Source organism: Bradyrhizobium cajani, assembly GCF_009759665.1.
In the GTDB taxonomy this organism is placed as follows: domain Bacteria; phylum Pseudomonadota; class Alphaproteobacteria; order Rhizobiales; family Xanthobacteraceae; genus Bradyrhizobium; species Bradyrhizobium cajani.
Genome location: NZ_WQNE01000019.1, coordinates 78643 through 93292, shown reverse-complemented (window position 1 = coordinate 93292; position 14650 = coordinate 78643). Strand labels below are relative to the sequence as shown.

Annotated in this window: 18 protein-coding genes; 7 read left to right on the top strand and 11 right to left on the bottom strand. The window is 64.1% G+C overall.

The features are described 5' to 3' along the window. Window positions 1-49 precede the first annotated feature (49 nt). Window positions 50-679 carry a histidine phosphatase family protein gene (locus GPL20_RS22300; protein ID WP_157331645.1) on the top strand — a complete coding sequence of 210 codons (630 nt, stop codon included), beginning with the start codon at window positions 50-52 and terminating at the stop codon, window positions 677-679. Between the two features lie 247 nt (window positions 680-926). Next, window positions 927-1991 (top strand): AI-2E family transporter, encoded by a 1065-nt coding sequence (locus GPL20_RS22295; protein WP_254125933.1) that lies wholly within the window; start codon window positions 927-929, stop codon window positions 1989-1991. Between the two features lie 4 nt (window positions 1992-1995). On the opposite strand, the gene GPL20_RS22290 is transcribed toward GPL20_RS22295, so the two are convergent. The 8 genes from GPL20_RS22290 to hisB form a co-directional block, all read right to left on the bottom strand. Then, the gene (locus GPL20_RS22290; RefSeq protein WP_157331643.1) at window positions 1996-2235 is read right to left on the bottom strand and encodes a hypothetical protein; all 240 of its coding nucleotides are present in this window, start codon (window positions 2233-2235) and stop codon (window positions 1996-1998) included. A gap of 102 nt (window positions 2236-2337) precedes the next feature. Further along, window positions 2338-3294 carry a type I pantothenate kinase gene (gene coaA / locus GPL20_RS22285; protein ID WP_157331642.1) on the bottom strand — a complete coding sequence of 319 codons (957 nt, stop codon included), beginning with the start codon at window positions 3292-3294 and terminating at the stop codon, window positions 2338-2340. Between the two features lie 21 nt (window positions 3295-3315). Further along, a complete protein-coding gene (locus GPL20_RS22280; RefSeq protein ID WP_018646049.1) occupies window positions 3316-3642 on the bottom strand; it encodes a phosphoribosyl-ATP diphosphatase in 327 nt (108 codons plus the stop codon). A gap of 79 nt (window positions 3643-3721) precedes the next feature. Continuing rightward, a complete protein-coding gene (hisF, locus tag GPL20_RS22275; RefSeq protein WP_157331641.1) occupies window positions 3722-4495 on the bottom strand; it encodes an imidazole glycerol phosphate synthase subunit HisF in 774 nt (257 codons plus the stop codon). A 10-nt stretch (window positions 4496-4505) separates the two neighbouring features. Further along, window positions 4506-5240: a 1-(5-phosphoribosyl)-5-[(5-phosphoribosylamino)methylideneamino]imidazole-4-carboxamide isomerase gene (gene hisA, locus GPL20_RS22270; protein WP_254125931.1), complete on the bottom strand. Its 735-nt coding sequence runs from the start codon at window positions 5238-5240 to the stop codon at window positions 4506-4508. After that, window positions 5237-5887, bottom strand: a complete 651-nt coding sequence (gene hisH / locus GPL20_RS22265; RefSeq protein ID WP_157331638.1) for an imidazole glycerol phosphate synthase subunit HisH — start codon at window positions 5885-5887, stop codon at window positions 5237-5239. The genes hisA and hisH overlap by 4 nt, the downstream gene beginning before the upstream one ends. Next, a complete protein-coding gene (locus tag GPL20_RS22260) occupies window positions 5884-6414 on the bottom strand; it encodes a DUF2628 domain-containing protein (protein WP_157331637.1) in 531 nt (176 codons plus the stop codon). The genes hisH and GPL20_RS22260 overlap by 4 nt, the downstream gene beginning before the upstream one ends. Window positions 6415-6477: 63 nt before the next feature. Beyond that, window positions 6478-7071, bottom strand: coding sequence for an imidazoleglycerol-phosphate dehydratase HisB (gene hisB, locus GPL20_RS22255; RefSeq protein WP_157331635.1), 594 nt, complete (start codon window positions 7069-7071; stop codon window positions 6478-6480). A gap of 254 nt (window positions 7072-7325) precedes the next feature. Here hisB and hslV point away from each other — a divergent pair, with 254 nt between their 5' ends. From hslV to GPL20_RS22230, 5 genes are all read left to right on the top strand, one after another. Continuing rightward, the gene (gene hslV / locus GPL20_RS22250; protein ID WP_157331634.1) at window positions 7326-7886 is read left to right on the top strand and encodes an ATP-dependent protease subunit HslV; all 561 of its coding nucleotides are present in this window, start codon (window positions 7326-7328) and stop codon (window positions 7884-7886) included. Between the two features lie 87 nt (window positions 7887-7973). Then, window positions 7974-8459 (top strand): GNAT family N-acetyltransferase, encoded by a 486-nt coding sequence (locus GPL20_RS22245; protein ID WP_157331632.1) that lies wholly within the window; start codon window positions 7974-7976, stop codon window positions 8457-8459. Then, on the top strand, window positions 8456-9073 hold the full coding sequence (locus GPL20_RS22240; RefSeq protein WP_254125929.1) for a DUF2585 domain-containing protein: 618 nt from the start codon (window positions 8456-8458) through the stop codon (window positions 9071-9073). Before GPL20_RS22245 ends, GPL20_RS22240 begins: the two co-directional genes overlap by 4 nt. A 53-nt stretch (window positions 9074-9126) precedes the next feature. Next, on the top strand, window positions 9127-10431 hold the full coding sequence (gene hslU / locus GPL20_RS22235; protein ID WP_157331630.1) for an ATP-dependent protease ATPase subunit HslU: 1305 nt from the start codon (window positions 9127-9129) through the stop codon (window positions 10429-10431). Window positions 10432-10616: 185 nt separating this feature from the next. Next, window positions 10617-11741, top strand: coding sequence for a hypothetical protein (locus GPL20_RS22230; RefSeq protein WP_254125927.1), 1125 nt, complete (start codon window positions 10617-10619; stop codon window positions 11739-11741). On the opposite strand, the gene GPL20_RS22225 is transcribed toward GPL20_RS22230, so the two are convergent. The 3 genes from GPL20_RS22225 to GPL20_RS22215 are packed head-to-tail and all read right to left on the bottom strand — an operon-like array spanning window position 11738 to window position 14527. Beyond that, window positions 11738-12328, bottom strand: coding sequence for a Smr/MutS family protein (locus tag GPL20_RS22225; protein ID WP_157331628.1), 591 nt, complete (start codon window positions 12326-12328; stop codon window positions 11738-11740). The genes GPL20_RS22230 and GPL20_RS22225 overlap by 4 nt on opposite strands. After that, entirely contained in the window at window positions 12325-13854 is a 1530-nt protein-coding gene (gene mltA / locus GPL20_RS22220) for a murein transglycosylase A (RefSeq protein ID WP_167533147.1), read from the bottom strand. Before mltA ends, GPL20_RS22225 begins: the two co-directional genes overlap by 4 nt. After that, window positions 13832-14527, bottom strand: a complete 696-nt coding sequence (locus GPL20_RS22215; RefSeq protein WP_254125925.1) for a Tim44/TimA family putative adaptor protein — start codon at window positions 14525-14527, stop codon at window positions 13832-13834. Before GPL20_RS22215 ends, mltA begins: the two co-directional genes overlap by 23 nt. Window positions 14528-14650: the final 123 nt, after the last annotated feature.

Here is a 14650-nt window from a genome sequence, read left to right as displayed (position 1 = left end):
TGCGCGTCACCATCCTTGAGGGGACATTTGCAGGAAAAGGATAGCGCGCATGACCGTCCTTTGCCGCCTCGCCGTCATTATCCTTCTCGCTGGAGTCTCCCGGTCCGCCGCGGCAGATACGCCGGAGCTCATCACATCGCTCAAGCAGGGCGGCTACGTTCTGGTGTTTCGGCACACTGCCACCGATGACAGCCAAAAGGACGTCTACCCCTTCAGGTTCGACGACATGAGCGCCCAGCGCCAGCTCAGTGAAAAGGGCAGGGACACAGCGCGCCAAATCGGCACGGTGATCAAGGAGCTCGCGATTCCGATCGGCGATGTTTATGCCAGCCGGCTGAACCGCGCGATCGAAGCCGCCAAGCTGATCTCGGGCCGGGAGGTCAAGCCGGTCGAGGCGTTGACTGACAGCAGCAACGCCAGTGCGTCGGGAATGGCAAACCCGACCGGCGCAAATGCAAAGGCCGGCCAGGCCGTGCGTCAGCTCGTCGATGCGCCGCCAAAGGCCGGCACCAACACCTTCCTGGTCACCCACAAGACGAACATCGCCGATGCCTTCGGCAAGGAGGCCGGCGACGTGCAGGAAGGCGAGGCTTTCGTCTACAAGGCCAGCAGCTCCGGCGCCGCGGCCTTTGCGGGGCGCATCAAGCTCGCCGATTGGAGCGCGAAAACAAGCAAGTGACGAGCCGGGCATCCGACCCAGGCTGCCTGGCGCGGCGGAAATTCCGGGCTTTCTCAAGTCTGATCCGCACCGTCTGGCTGGGAAGGCCAGCAATAAGCGGGGTCACGAGCGCATGATCCGGCGACGTCTCGGCAAATCGGGATCACCGAGCGTTACCGCAACCCAGCGAGGCAGCCCGACTTGCCGCTTCGCCATGATCTTGTGATACCAGCGTCTTGTGTCTAGCGACTGAAAGGCTGGCGAACACGTGAGAACATCGGAAAACCGCTCATTCCTCGTCTTGCTCGCCGCGATCTCCGTTGCGTTCGGTTGGGTGCTTTGGCCGTTCTCCGGAGCATTGTTGTGGGCCACGCTGCTGGCAATCATCTTCGCGCCGCTCTATCGACGCACCCTGAGAACCTTCCCGGGAAAGCACAACCTTGCCGCATTGTTCACTGTCGTCGTCGTGGTCGTCATGGTCTTGATCCCCGTGGCGATCGTGATCGCTTCGCTCGTCGACCAGGGAGGGGAGCTGTATCAGCGCATTCAGAACGGGGAGATCAGTTTCGCTCATCCCCTGCAGCAACTGAAAGCCGCGCTGCCCGACTGGGTTGTTTCCATGTCAGATCGCCTGGCGGGCATCGACCTTTCGGCCTTGAAAGAGCGCCTGTCGAGTCTGGTCGTCCCGGCCGGCCAACAGCTGGCCGGGCATGCGATCAACATCGGTCAGTTGACGCTGGAGTTCGTGGCAAGCTTGCTCGTGATGTTGTACCTGCTGTTTTTCCTGCTGCGCGACGGCGACGAGCTCAATGCACACATCCGCGACGCGCTCCCGCTGCGCCCGAGCCACACCGCCGAGATCCTGAATGCGTTCACCCTGACGGTCCGCGGGACGATCAACGGGATCGTTCTCGTTGCCCTGATTCAGGGGGCGCTTGGCGGGCTGATCTTCTGGCTGCTCGGCCTGACTGCGCCGCTGCTGGCGGGCGCCCTCATGGCGATGCTCTCGCTGCTGCCCGTGCTCGGCTCCGCCCTGGTTTGGGCTCCGGTCGGGCTCTACCTGCTTGTGGCAGGCTCAATCACGAAGGGAATAATCCTGCTCGCTTTCGGTACCTTCGTGATCGGTCTTGCCGACAATTTTCTCCGTCCTGTCCTGGTCGGTCAGTCGATCCGAATGCCAAGCTATGTTGTGCTGCTTGCCACCCTGGGCGGCCTTGCGACTTTCGGAGCGAACGGCTTCGTCATCGGCCCGCTCGTCGCCGCAATGTTTCTGACGGCGTGGCACATCTTCGTCGGTTCGAAAGCGCGACCGGATCTGGCCGAACCGGAATGACCTGTTATAGGGCACAAGCAATAAAACGCGGCGCGGAGAGCTTGTCAGGCGGCGCTTGGGTTCCCTTGAAGATGGTCTCTGCCTGGGCCGCGCGCTTGCAATGCGGGCACACGAAGAGATGCGCGATGATCGGGGTCGGCTCGTCCGCAAGCAGTTCGGAGCGGAACCACTTCATCTCGATATGGCAGTCCGGGCAACTCGGCGCTTCAAGCTGCTCCGCAGCGCTTCTGAGACGATCAACCATGGTGCCCTCGCCGTTTTCGAAGGCATAGTGGAGTACCCATCGTTGGTCTGCAACAAGAGACACTCTTGCCGGACCGGTCAGGAGACATGTTCACCGGCGCGATTATAGCCGCCTGAGCGCCACGCTCTCCACCGCGTGGTCGGCGCCCTTCTTCAGGATCAGCGTCGCGCGCGGACGCGTCGGCAAAATGTTGTCCTCGAGATTGGCGAGGTTGGTGCGCTCCCAGATCGCGGTGGCGGTCGCGGTGGCTTCCTCGTCCGACAACAGCGCGTAGCGGTTGAAGTAGGATTTTGGATTGGTGAACGCGGTGTCGCGCAGCGCCAGGAAGCGCTTGATGTACCACTGGCGCAGCGCCGCCTCGTCGGCATCGATATAGACCGAGAAATCGAAGAAGTCGGAGACGACAGGCACTGCCTTGCCGTCGCGCGGCAGCTTACCGGTCTGCAGCACGTTGACGCCTTCGACGATCAGGATGTCGGGCTGGTCGATCTCGGCCCATTCGTTCGGGACGATGTCGTAGGTCAGATGCGAATAGACCGGCGAGCGCACATGGCGGCGGCCCGACTTGATGTCGGACAGGAATCCGAGCAGCAGCGGCAGGTCGTAGCTCTCCGGAAAGCCCTTCTTCTGCAGGATGCCTTGCTGCTCGAGCAGGGCCTTCGGGTAAAGAAATCCGTCGGTGGTGATCAAGTCGACTTTCGGGCGCGGCGACCAGCGCGCCAGCAGGGCCTGGAGCACGCGCGCCGTGGTGGATTTTCCGACCGCGACCGAACCAGCGACGCCAATGATATAGGGCACCTTGCGGTCGCGGATGTTGAGAAACTGGCGCTCCGCGTAATACAGGCGCTGCATCGCATCGACATAGATCGAGAGCAGGCGCGACAGCGGCAAGTAAATGTCTTCGACCTCCTTGAGATCGAGGCGATCGTGCAGCGAACGCAAGCGATCGAACTCGCCCGGCTCCAGCGTCATCGGCGTGTCGTCGCGCAGCCGCGCCCATTCCTCCCGCGTATAGACGCGGTACGGATTATACTGCTGCTCGGGTGCGCGGATATCCATGACGCGACCTTTCCACCTCGGCTAGTTGCCGCTTTTGCGCGACGCCTTCTCTTCCAACCCTGACATGTTCGTCCGCTTGTCCAGCGCGGCCTCGACCTCTTCCAGCTTTACGCCGCGGGCCTTCAGCAGCACAAGGAAATGATAGAGCAGGTCGGCGCTTTCAGCGATCAGATGCGCGCGGTCGTTTTCGACTGCTGCGATTACGGTTTCGACTGCTTCCTCGCCGAACTTCTTGGCGCAATGCTCGGCGCCCTTGTCCAGAAGTTTGCGGGTATAGGACGCCTCGCCACCGGATGCCGCGCGGGCATCGATGGTCTCGGCCAGATCGTGGATCGTGAAACGCGACATCGGCATTACTCAGAAACACACAGGCCACGGAGGCCATTCCCCGCTGGCACATGTGTAGCATTTTTATGAAGTGGAGTCGTCAGGCATCGAGGCGCATGGGCAGCCCGCGCCTTGCCATGTGCTCCTTGGCTTCGCGGACGGTGAATTCCCCGAAGTGGAAGATCGAGGCAGCGAGCACGGCGGTGGCATGCCCGTCGCGGATACCGTCGACGAGGTGATCGAGATTGCCGACGCCGCCCGAGGCGATCACGGGAACGGGAATGCTGTCGGCGATTGCCCGGGTCAGGGGAATGTCGAAACCCTGCCTTGTGCCGTCGCGATCCATCGAGGTGAGCAGGATTTCGCCAGCGCCGAGCGAGACGACTTCCTGGGCATATTCGATGGCGTCGATGCCGGTCGAATTGCGCCCGCCATGGGTGAAGATCTCCCAGCGGTCGCCGCCCGGCCGCTTGACCCGCTTGGCGTCGATCGCGACCACCACGCATTGCTCGCCGAATTTTTCGGCCGCTTCCTTCACGAACTCGCGCCGCGACACCGCGGCGCTGTTGATCGAGACCTTGTCGGCGCCGGCGCGCAGCAGCGTCTTGATATCGTCGACCTTGCGCACGCCGCCACCGACAGTCACCGGCATGAAACAGGCTTCCGCGGTGCGCCGGACCACGTCCAGCATGATGCCGCGGTTCTCATGGGTGGCCGTGATGTCGAGGAAGGTCAGCTCGTCGGCGCCGGCGGCGTCATAGGCGATCGCCGCTTCGACGGGATCGCCGGCATCGCGCAGATCGACGAAGTTGACGCCCTTGACGACCCTTCCGTCCTTGACGTCGAGGCAGGGGATCACGCGCACCTTGAACATCCGATGTCTCCTAGCCGCGCGCGTTGCGGATCAGGGTGAGGGCGGCGGCGGGATCGAGCCGGCCGTCATAGAGCGCACGGCCGGCGATCGCGCCGGCGAGCTTTTTGGCGCGCGGCGTCAGCATCGCCTTGACGTCCTCGATCGAGGCGAGGCCGCCGGAGGCGATCACGGGGATGGAGATGGCATCCGCCAGCGCAATGGTCGCGTCCAGGTTCAGGCCCTTGAGCAGGCCGTCGCGCGCAATGTCGGTGAAGATGATGGCGGCAACGCCGGCATCCTCGAAACGCTGCGCGATCTCCAGCACCGTCACCTGCGAGGTCTCGGCCCAGCCCTCGACCGCGACCTTGCCGTCGCGGGCGTCCAGCCCGACCGCGACGCGGCCGGGGAATTGCTTCGCCGCAGTCTTCACCAGCTGGGGATCGCGCACCGCGGCGGTGCCGATGATGACGCGGGTGATGCCCTTGGCGAGCCAGGCTTCGACGGTGGCAAGATCGCGAATGCCGCCACCGAGCTGCACGGGAATCCTGATCGTCTTCAGCATCGCCTCGACAGCCTGCGCATTCACCGGCTTGCCGGCAAAGGCACCGTCGAGGTCGACGACGTGGAGATACTCAAAACCCTGCTCGGCAAAACTCTGCGCCTGCGCGGCGGGATCGAGATTGAACACGGTCGCGCGCGCCATGTCGCCTTGCTCGAGGCGCACGCATTGGCCGTTCTTGAGGTCGATCGCGGGAAAGAGAATCACGGTTTCCATCGCAAGAAGTTCGAGATCAGGGCCAAACCGAAACGCTGGCTCTTCTCGGGGTGAAATTGCGTGCCGACCGCGGTGTCCTTGGCGACGATCGCGGTGACGGGCCCGCCGTAATCGGCGCGCGCGAGCACATCCGCCTCGTTGGCGGCGTTGAGGTGGTAGGAGTGCACGAAATAGGCATGCTGGCCCTTCGGGCCGAGCGCCAGCTTGTTCAGCACCGGGTGCTCCTGCAACACGTCGAGCGTATTCCAGCCCATGTGCGGGATCTTCAGGCCCTCGTCGCGCGGCATGATCTTCTCGACGTCGCCGCCGATCCAGTTCAGCCCCTCCGTGATGACGTGCTCCTTGCCGCGGCTCGCCATCAACTGCATGCCGACGCAGATGCCGAAAAAGGGCCGGGCCTTGACGCGCACCGCCTCCGTGATCGCCTCGACCATGCCGTTGACGGCATCGAGCCCGCGCCGGCAATCGGCGAACGCGCCGACGCCCGGCAGCACCAGGCGGTCGGCGCTGTAGGCCTGGTCCGGATCGCTGGTGACGAAGACCTTTTGCGGATTTTCCAGGCTGCGCGCGGCGCGCTCGAACGCCTTGGCGGCGGAATGCAGATTGCCGGAACCGTAATCGATGATGGCAACGCTCATCTTGACCCTCCCGGTTCTGGAAACAATCCAATGATGCCGCCCGCCGGCAGCGGCGGCGGGCTGGAAAATTGCTGACCCGGCACGTTGCGGGTCGGCGGCGGACCGCCGCGATCGACGGCCCATTGATCGTTGACGATGCCTTGCTGCTTCTGGCTCCAGCGCTCGAAGAAGCGGTGCTCGGCGCTGTCCTCGTCGTCGGCCACGACGACATCGAGCTGACGCCACTTGCCGCGTGAAAAAGACCAGCGGCGCAGGCTCGAGGCCTCGAGACCCATCAGCAGCGCGATGATGACATCGGCGAAGAAGATCGAGCTGCGTCCGACCCCAAGGCTGGACAACCCGGCATGAAATGCGGCGATGAACAGCAACCAGCCGATCAATGCCAGCCACAGCCGATTCCAGAGCAGCCAGAACGGACCGAAAATCATCGCCCAGAAATGGAAGCCGTCGCGCACGAAGACGAACTTGTCGGTGGCGCGCAGATCGGCTCCGGCAGGTGAGGGAGCATGAACTGTGTAGACAGGCATGGTGATGCCCCGTTCTCTGAATTCAGTGATGCCGTCAGCAGCGTTCGCCGCGCGACGGAGATGTCAGCCGCCGAGCGAGCCCTTGGTGGACGGGATTTCGTCCACAGCCTTCGGATCGATCGCGACCGCCGCCCGCAGCGCCCGCGCCAGACCCTTGAAGCAGGATTCGGCGATATGGTGGCTGTTATCGCCATATAGGGTCTCGACGTGCAGAGTCACGCCGGCGTTCATGGCGAAGGCCTGGAACCATTCGCGCACCAGCTCCGTGTCGAACTCGCCGATCTTGTCGCGGGGGAAGTCGACCTTGAACACCAGGACCGGGCGGCCCGAGATGTCGATGACCACGCGCGACAGCGTCTCGTCCATGGGCATGTGCACGCCGGCGTAACGGGTGATGCCCGCCATGGTGCCGAGCGCCTGCTTGACGGCCTGGCCGAGCGCGATGCCGGTGTCTTCGGTGGTATGGTGATGATCAATGTGCAGGTCGCCCACCGCCTTGACCGTGAGGTCGATGCGGGAATGGCGGGCGAGGAGATCGAGCATATGGTCGAAAAAGCCGATGCCGGTCGCGATATTGGACACGCCGGTGCCATCGAGGTTCACGGTCACCTCGATGTCGGTCTCCTTGGTCTTGCGCTTGATCGTCGCGGTGCGCATCAAAACTAGCTTTCGCTTCTATTTGAGCATGATCTTTCCCGGAAAACCGGTGCCCACTTTTCCGGATCATGCTCGGGGGCCGAAAACGCCGGTCTTTTAACAGCCAAATGACGCCTTCGCTACTGCGGGAACGGCCGATCAGGGCGGCACTTGAGCTTATCTTGGGCCTATGGTGAGCGAAATTTGAGGCCGGAACGGCCCGTTGTGCCCCTGCCCCTGACCGCCTAAATCAGGCCAGACAACGAGGGTCATTCATGCAGGATTCCCAGAACAGCTCACCGGTCTGGCACGGCACCACGATCTTGACGGTCCGCAAGGGCGGCAAGGTGGTGGTCGGCGGCGACGGCCAGGTCTCGATCGGTCAGACCGTGATCAAGTCCAACGCCAGGAAGGTCCGCAGGCTCGGCAAGGGCGACGTCATCGGCGGGTTTGCCGGCGCGACCGCCGACGCCTTCACCCTGTTTGAGCGGTTGGAATCCAAACTCGAGCAATATCCGGGGCAGCTGACCCGGGCCGCCGTCGAGCTGGCCAAGGACTGGCGCACCGACCGCTATCTGCGGCGGCTGGAAGCCATGATGATCGTGGCCGACAAGGACGTCTCCCTGGTGCTGACGGGCACCGGCGACGTGCTCGAGCCCGAGGCCGGGGTGATGGCGATCGGCTCCGGCGGTAATTACGCGCTGGCCGCTGCCCGGGCCCTGCTCGACACCGACAAGGACGCCGAGACCATCGTCCGCCGTTCCCTCGACATCGCTGCCGACATCTGCGTCTACACCAACCGGAACGTGACCATCGAAGCCCTGTCGGCTGGCTAGAGCCCGTGGCCGAACAGGTGAGCTCCGGACTGGCTGTAACCTCTCCCGCAAGCGGGAGAGGGGGCGCAGCACCGCCTTGGTAACTGAATGACGACCACCTACACCTTCCGCCCGATGACCTCGGCCGATTTGCCGCTGGTCCGGCGATGGCTGGGCGAAGCGCATGTGGTGGAATGGTGGGGCGATCCGGTTGAACAGTTTGCGCTGGTCAGCGGCGACCTCACTGAACCCGCGATGGACCAGTACATCGTGTTGGCCGGCAACAGGCCGTTCGGCTATCTTCAGTGCTACCGCCTGACCGCCTGGAATACGGGCTTTGGGCTGCAACCGGAGGGCACGCGTGGGATCGATCAGTTCATCGGCGAGAGCGACATGATCGCCCGTGGCCATGGCTCGGCGTTCATCCGCCAGTTCGCCGATGAGCGGTTGCGGGAAGGGCCGCCGCGCATCGTGACCGATCCGGACCCGCTCAACCTGCGGGCCGTACGCGCCTATGAGAAGGCTGGATTTGTCCGCGACCGCATGGTCGAGACGCCCGACGGGCCGGCCCTGCTGATGGTGCGCGAGACGTGACGCTGACGCAGACCCACGCGAGCAAGGCCGCGTTCCCGGCACTCGCCTGGGTCGCCATCGCGCTGTTGCTGCTGGCGCTGCAAGCCGCAATCCTGTTTGCGATGGGGCGGGTGCCGATCTGCACCTGCGGCACCATCAAGCTGTGGCACGGCGTGGTGTACAGCTCGGAGAACTCCCAGCACGTCGCCGACTGGTACAGTTTCTCGCACGTTCTTCACGGCTTCCTGTTCTACGGCCTGACCTGGCTCCTGTTTGCGCGACTGCCCTGGCTGCCTCTGTCCTGGCCGGCACGGCTGATCATCGCGATGCTGATCGAAGGCGCCTGGGAGATCGTCGAGAATTCCCCGTTCATCATCGAGCGCTACCGCGCCGGCACGATCTCGCTGGACTATTACGGCGACAGCATCGTCAATTCGGTCTCTGACACGCTGTTCATGGTGCTCGGGTTCCTCGTCGCCCGCGTGCTGCCGGTGTCCATCACCCTTCTGGTCGGGCTCGGCTTCGAGATCATGTTGGCGCTCCATATTCGCGACAATCTGACGCTGAATATCCTGATGCTGATCCATCCGGTCGAGGCGGTGAAGCAATGGCAATCCGGCCCGCCCATCCTCTGACGGCCGAAAAAATCGGCTTGTCCTACCCCGCATCCGACCCTAGCTAAGGTGCCATGACAGACTTCTCCCCCCGCGAAATCGTTTCCGAACTCGACCGTTTCATCGTCGGCCAGGCCGACGCCAAGCGCGCCGTCTCGATTGCGCTGCGCAACCGCTGGCGCCGGCAACAGCTCGAAGGCTCCCTGCGCGAGGAGGTGCTGCCGAAGAACATTCTGATGATCGGCCCGACCGGCGTCGGCAAGACCGAGATCGCGCGGCGGCTGGCCAAGCTTGCGAATGCACCGTTCCTGAAGGTGGAAGCGACGAAATTCACCGAGGTCGGCTATGTCGGCCGCGACGTCGAGCAGATCGTGCGCGATCTCGTCGAGGTCGCGATCGTCCAGGTGCGCGAGCGCAAGCGCAAGGACGTGCAGGCACGCGCCCAGCTCGCGGCCGAAGAGCGTGTGCTCGATGCGCTGGTCGGCGCCAATTCGAGCGCCGCGACCCGCGAATCCTTCCGCAAGAAGCTGCGCGCGGGCGAGCTCAACGACAAGGAAATCGAGATCGAGACCCAGTCCTCCGGCGGCGGCATGCCGATGTTCGAGATCCCGGGCATGCCGGGCGCGCAGATGGGCGCGATCTCGATCGGCGACATCTTCGGCAAGCTGGGCGGCCGCAGCAAGACGCGGCGGCTGACGGTGGAAGGCTCGCACGAGATCCTTGTCAACGAGGAATCCGACAAGCTGCTGGACACCGAGCAGCTCACGCTGGAAGCGATCAACGCGGTCGAGAACAACGGCATCGTGTTCCTGGACGAGATCGACAAGATCTGCGCACGCGACGGCCGCGTCGGCGGCGACGTCTCGCGCGAGGGCGTGCAGCGCGATCTGTTGCCGCTGATCGAGGGCACCTCGGTCTCGACCAAGCACGGCGCGGTCAAGACCGACCATATCCTGTTCATCGCCTCCGGCGCCTTCCACGTCGCAAAACCGTCCGACCTGTTGCCGGAATTGCAGGGCCGTCTGCCGATCCGCGTCGAATTGCAGGCCCTGACCCGCGACGACATGCGCCGCATCCTGACCGAGCCCGAGGCCTCGCTGATCAAGCAATATGTCGCCTTGATGCAGACCGAGGGCGTCACACTCGACATCACCGACGGCGCCATCGACGCACTGGCCGATGTCGCGGTCGCCGTCAATTCCACCGTTGAGAACATCGGCGCCCGGCGGCTCCAGACCGTGATGGAGCGGGTGCTGGACGAGATCTCCTTCACCGCGCCCGATCGCAACGGCGAGACCATCCGGGTCGATGCGGACTTCGTGCAGAAGCACGTCGGCGATCTCGCCAAGAATGCCGATCTGAGCCGGTTCATTTTGTAATTCTGGTTCAGTCCGCTATCTATCCGCTGTCGTCCCTGCGGAAGCAGGGACCCATAACCCCCAGCGGTCCTTGTTGAAACAGATAGTAGCTCCAGCCCTGCCTCAAATAACCTCCTGTGGTTATGGGTCCCGGATCGGCGCTCACTTCGTTCGCTTGTCCGGGACGACAGCGGAGTTTTGTGCGCGTGCCCGCTAATATCTGGCAAAACCCCTCGCGGCTTCTGCTCGCGATCAACGCGGCGGTCATCGCCGGCGTCTTCGTCCACAAGATCCAGCTGCCGCCTTACGTCCCCTACATCCATCTCCTCGTCGACTATCATTTCGGCTTCATCAAGCGCGCGCTGATCGGGGCCATCGTCGCGCTGTTCACGGACAAGGTGCCGGTCTGGCTGGTGTTCGCGCTCGCCGGCGCGACGTGGCTGGTGACGCTTGGGCTTTACTCAAGGCTCTTCCAGAAGACGTTCGGCCTCACCGCCAAGACGCTGCCGCTGTTCGTCTTCATCGCGGGCTCGCCGTTCTTCCTGAAGAACTTCATGCACACGCTCGGCCATTTCGACATCTATGGCTGTGCGCTGGCGATCATCCTGTTGCTGATGCCGGCGGGCTCGCTGCTGTTCGTGGCTTTGGCCGCGCTGTTCTCGATCGTTCTCGTGCTGATCCACCACATTCATCTTCTGATGTATGTGCCGACCATCATCACCATCGTCGTGATCCGGCATTACCTGGCTTACGGCTGCAATCGCACCAATCTCGCCGTCGGCGTGATCGCCTTGGCCGTCGTCTCCGCGCTGTTCTTCGCAGCGCAATTTCTCGGAACGATGCCGGTCCCCGAAGCCGACTTCGTCGCCTATCTGAAGACCCGGATGGCCGATCCCTCGCGAACGAGCCTGCTGCAATTCAGCTACATCTGGTACCAGCCGCTTGCGAAGGAAGTGTCCGACACCCGGGCATGGATGCCGCACAACATTCTCGGCGTGCCCGTGTTCGCGCTGCTGATCTGGCTGCACACGCCGCTGTGGCGCTATTTTGCGAACCTGATCGGCGCGCTCGCAAGCGATCTGCACCGGCGCCTCGTCGTCGCGGCGCTGATCGGCGTCAGCCTCGCTTATCTCGTGATGTTCGCGATGGTGTTCGACTATTCGCGCTGGATCTCGAACTGGGCGGTCTGCATGTTCCTGATCCTGCATGCCGTGAAGATGCTCCCCGCCGCGCGCGAGACGCCGCCGATTCCGGCCGAGGATCAGAAGACAAATATCTTTGGCCTGATCCTCACGCTGATCCCGCGCGTCGGAATCGTCCGACCGTTCTAGAATCGCGCCCGCCGAATCCGCACATACAGCGCGCCCTCGCCGCCATGGCCGATATGCGCGGTCTCGAAGCCGACGACGAAGGCGCGGAATTCCGGCAGGCTGAGCCATTCCGGCACCTGGCGGCGCAGCACGCCGCTCTCGCCGCCGCTCCGTCCCTTGCCGGTGATGACCAGCACGAAGGTCAGGCCGTCATGATGGGCGCGGTGCAGGAAGCCGCTCAAGGCGCGATGGGCGCGCGTCTGGGTCATGCCGTGCAGGTCGAGCCGCGCCTCGATCTCGCTCCGTCCACGCGAAAGCTTGGTGCGCTCGCGCTTGCCGAGCGGCGCCAAAGGCGGCACGGACGGTTTTGCGACGCGCGGCATCGGCGCAGCGGCAATGGGCCGTGGCGATGGCGCAGGCCTCACGGCCGAAACGGCGGGCGAGGGCTCCGTGCGCGGCGTGCCTTGCGGCTTGGCCACGCGGTGCTTCCTCAGCGGCTTGACCTGCTTTGCAACGGTGTCCCACAGCGCACGCTCTTCCTCGCTGAGCCCGCGACGGCGCGGCGAGGGACGAGGCTCCAGCACAGGCGGACGGGACGATCGCTTCATTGTTGCCGATGGGGACGATTCTTCGCAGGCCGCCGCGGCTCAGAAGCAGGCTCGATCGCGGGACGCGGAACCGGTAGCGGGACAGGGCCGGCGGTGGCAACCGTTTCGTTCTTGCCTTGCGTCGCAGCGGCGGCAGGCGTGCTCGTCTTGGCGGGATCGGTCTGCGGAAACAGCTTTGCGATCTTCTCCGATGGCCGCGGGTCCGGCACCGGCAGCCTTGCGCCGCGCATGCTGGGATCGAGGCCCTTCGGCACCAGCATCACGAAATGCATGGCGTGGCGCAGCCGCCCGGAGACGCGGCCGGCGTCCGCGCCGGCGCCGAAATAGAGATCGGCGCGCGCGGGGCCGATGATGGCCGAGCCGGTGTCCTGCGCGATCATCAAACGGTGGAACGGGGTCTTCGAACGCTCGGAATCGATCGGCAGCTCGCCCTCGATGAAGAACGGCGTGCCGTAGACATGCAGCGACTTGTCGACCGCGATCGAGCGGCCGGCCGTCAGCGGAATGCCCTGCGCGCCGACCGCCTCGTCCTTGTCGGACAGATTGACCTCGCGGAAGAAGATGTAGGAACGGTTCTGGCGGCGCAGCTCCTTGGCGCCATCCGGATTCTGCGCCATCCACTCCCTGATCTTCTGCATCGACATCTCTTCCTTCGGAATGATGCCACGCTCGATCAGGACGCGACCGACCGCCGTGTAGGGATAGCCGTTATAGGCGTCGTAGTTGAGCCGGACCGTGCCGCCGTCATCGAACTTGATGCGCGCCGAGCCCTGGATCTGCGCGAACAGGAGATCGGTGGGATCCTTCAGCCAGGCGATCTCGAGCCCGCGGCCGGCGATCTTGCCGTCCTCGATCTCGCCGCGATCGTAATAGGGCACGAGCTTGCGGCGGCCGATCTTGCGATAGACCGGACCCTTGTTGGGCAGGCTGACCGAGTCCTGCTTGTAGCCGCGCACGAACAGGTTCGACGGACGGCGATAGACCGGGACATTGTAGACATCAGTCTGCGTGCGCGAGCCGTCGAGCACCGGCTCGTAATAACCGGTGACGAAGCCGTCGGGCTCGCCGAGGCGCGAGATGCGCAGCGGCGCGAAATTCTCCTCGAAGAAGGTCCTGGCCTTGGCGTCGTCGGTGAGCTCGAGCGTTTTGGCGGCCCGGCAGGGTTCGTTCAGCGAGGCGCCGAGCGCCTTCGGTTCGGGAGCGCCGGTCTGCGCGTTGATCGGCCGGCAGCTCGCGCGGAAGGTCTTGTAGGCGGCGAGATGATCGTCGTTGCTCCAGCCCTTCACGTCTGCCCAGGCCAGCGGCAGATATTGCGCGCCGGGAATCTCGAACGGCAGCGGAAGCTGAGGATAGGGCAAGGCCCGCGGCGGGGCGGCAGGCAATGTCGGCAGATGATGGTGATGGCTGCGGTAGTGACGCCGCGCCGCCTCGGCGCCGAGCGAAAACGACGACAGCACGACGACGCCTGCGCAAAGCGCCGTCGCGCTGTTTTTCAGAAAGAGCTTAATTCGCGCTTCCGGTGCCAACCAGCTTCCAGTTTGGATCGCGAGAGGAGATGTCGCGGGCGAAAGTCCAGATGTCGGTGATGTCGGCGACCGTGTCGGCGCTGCCGTCGACGATGTTGCCGGCCTTGTCGCGGGTGGCCGAGATCATCTGCGAGACGAAGCGGATCGTGAGTTGGGCCGTACGGTCCCGCAGCTCGGCACCGACGAGTTCGGCCTTGTCGATCGAGACGAAACGCGTCTCGGTCTTCTGCTCGTTCTTCTCGCGGTCCTTGATCGCGGCCTCGAAGCTCTCATAGACCTCCGACGACAGGAGGTCGCGCAACGCGCGGCGATCGCCATTGGCGAAGGCCAGCACGATCATCTCATAGGCGCCCCGGGCGCCCGAGATGAAATGGCGCGGGTCGAAGGCGGAATCCTTTTCCACGATGGCGTCGAGACCCTGCGCCAGCGCGGTGCCGGGCTCCGCCAGGCCCTTCCAGCGGTCGGAGGGCGGGGTCGGCTCGGCCGTCGGCGCCAGCGGGGCCTGGTCGATCACCTTGCCCGGCATGGTCACGACGTTCTTCTCCTGGGCACCCTGCAGCGCGTTACGGTCGAACGGCGGCCGCTCGTTGCCCGTGCGCTGCCCCAGCACGCTGCGCAGCCGCAGAAAGATAAAGACCGCCAGCGCCAGGAAGATGATGGTGTAGATGTCCACGTCGTATTCGCTTTCTGGTCTTCTCGAGAAGGGGGCCGTTGCCGGGAAAATCGATCCGGCCAGTAGACCGTTCCATACGGGAACGGCAAGTCTACCATTTTGGGTCCGCGCGTCAGATCCGTG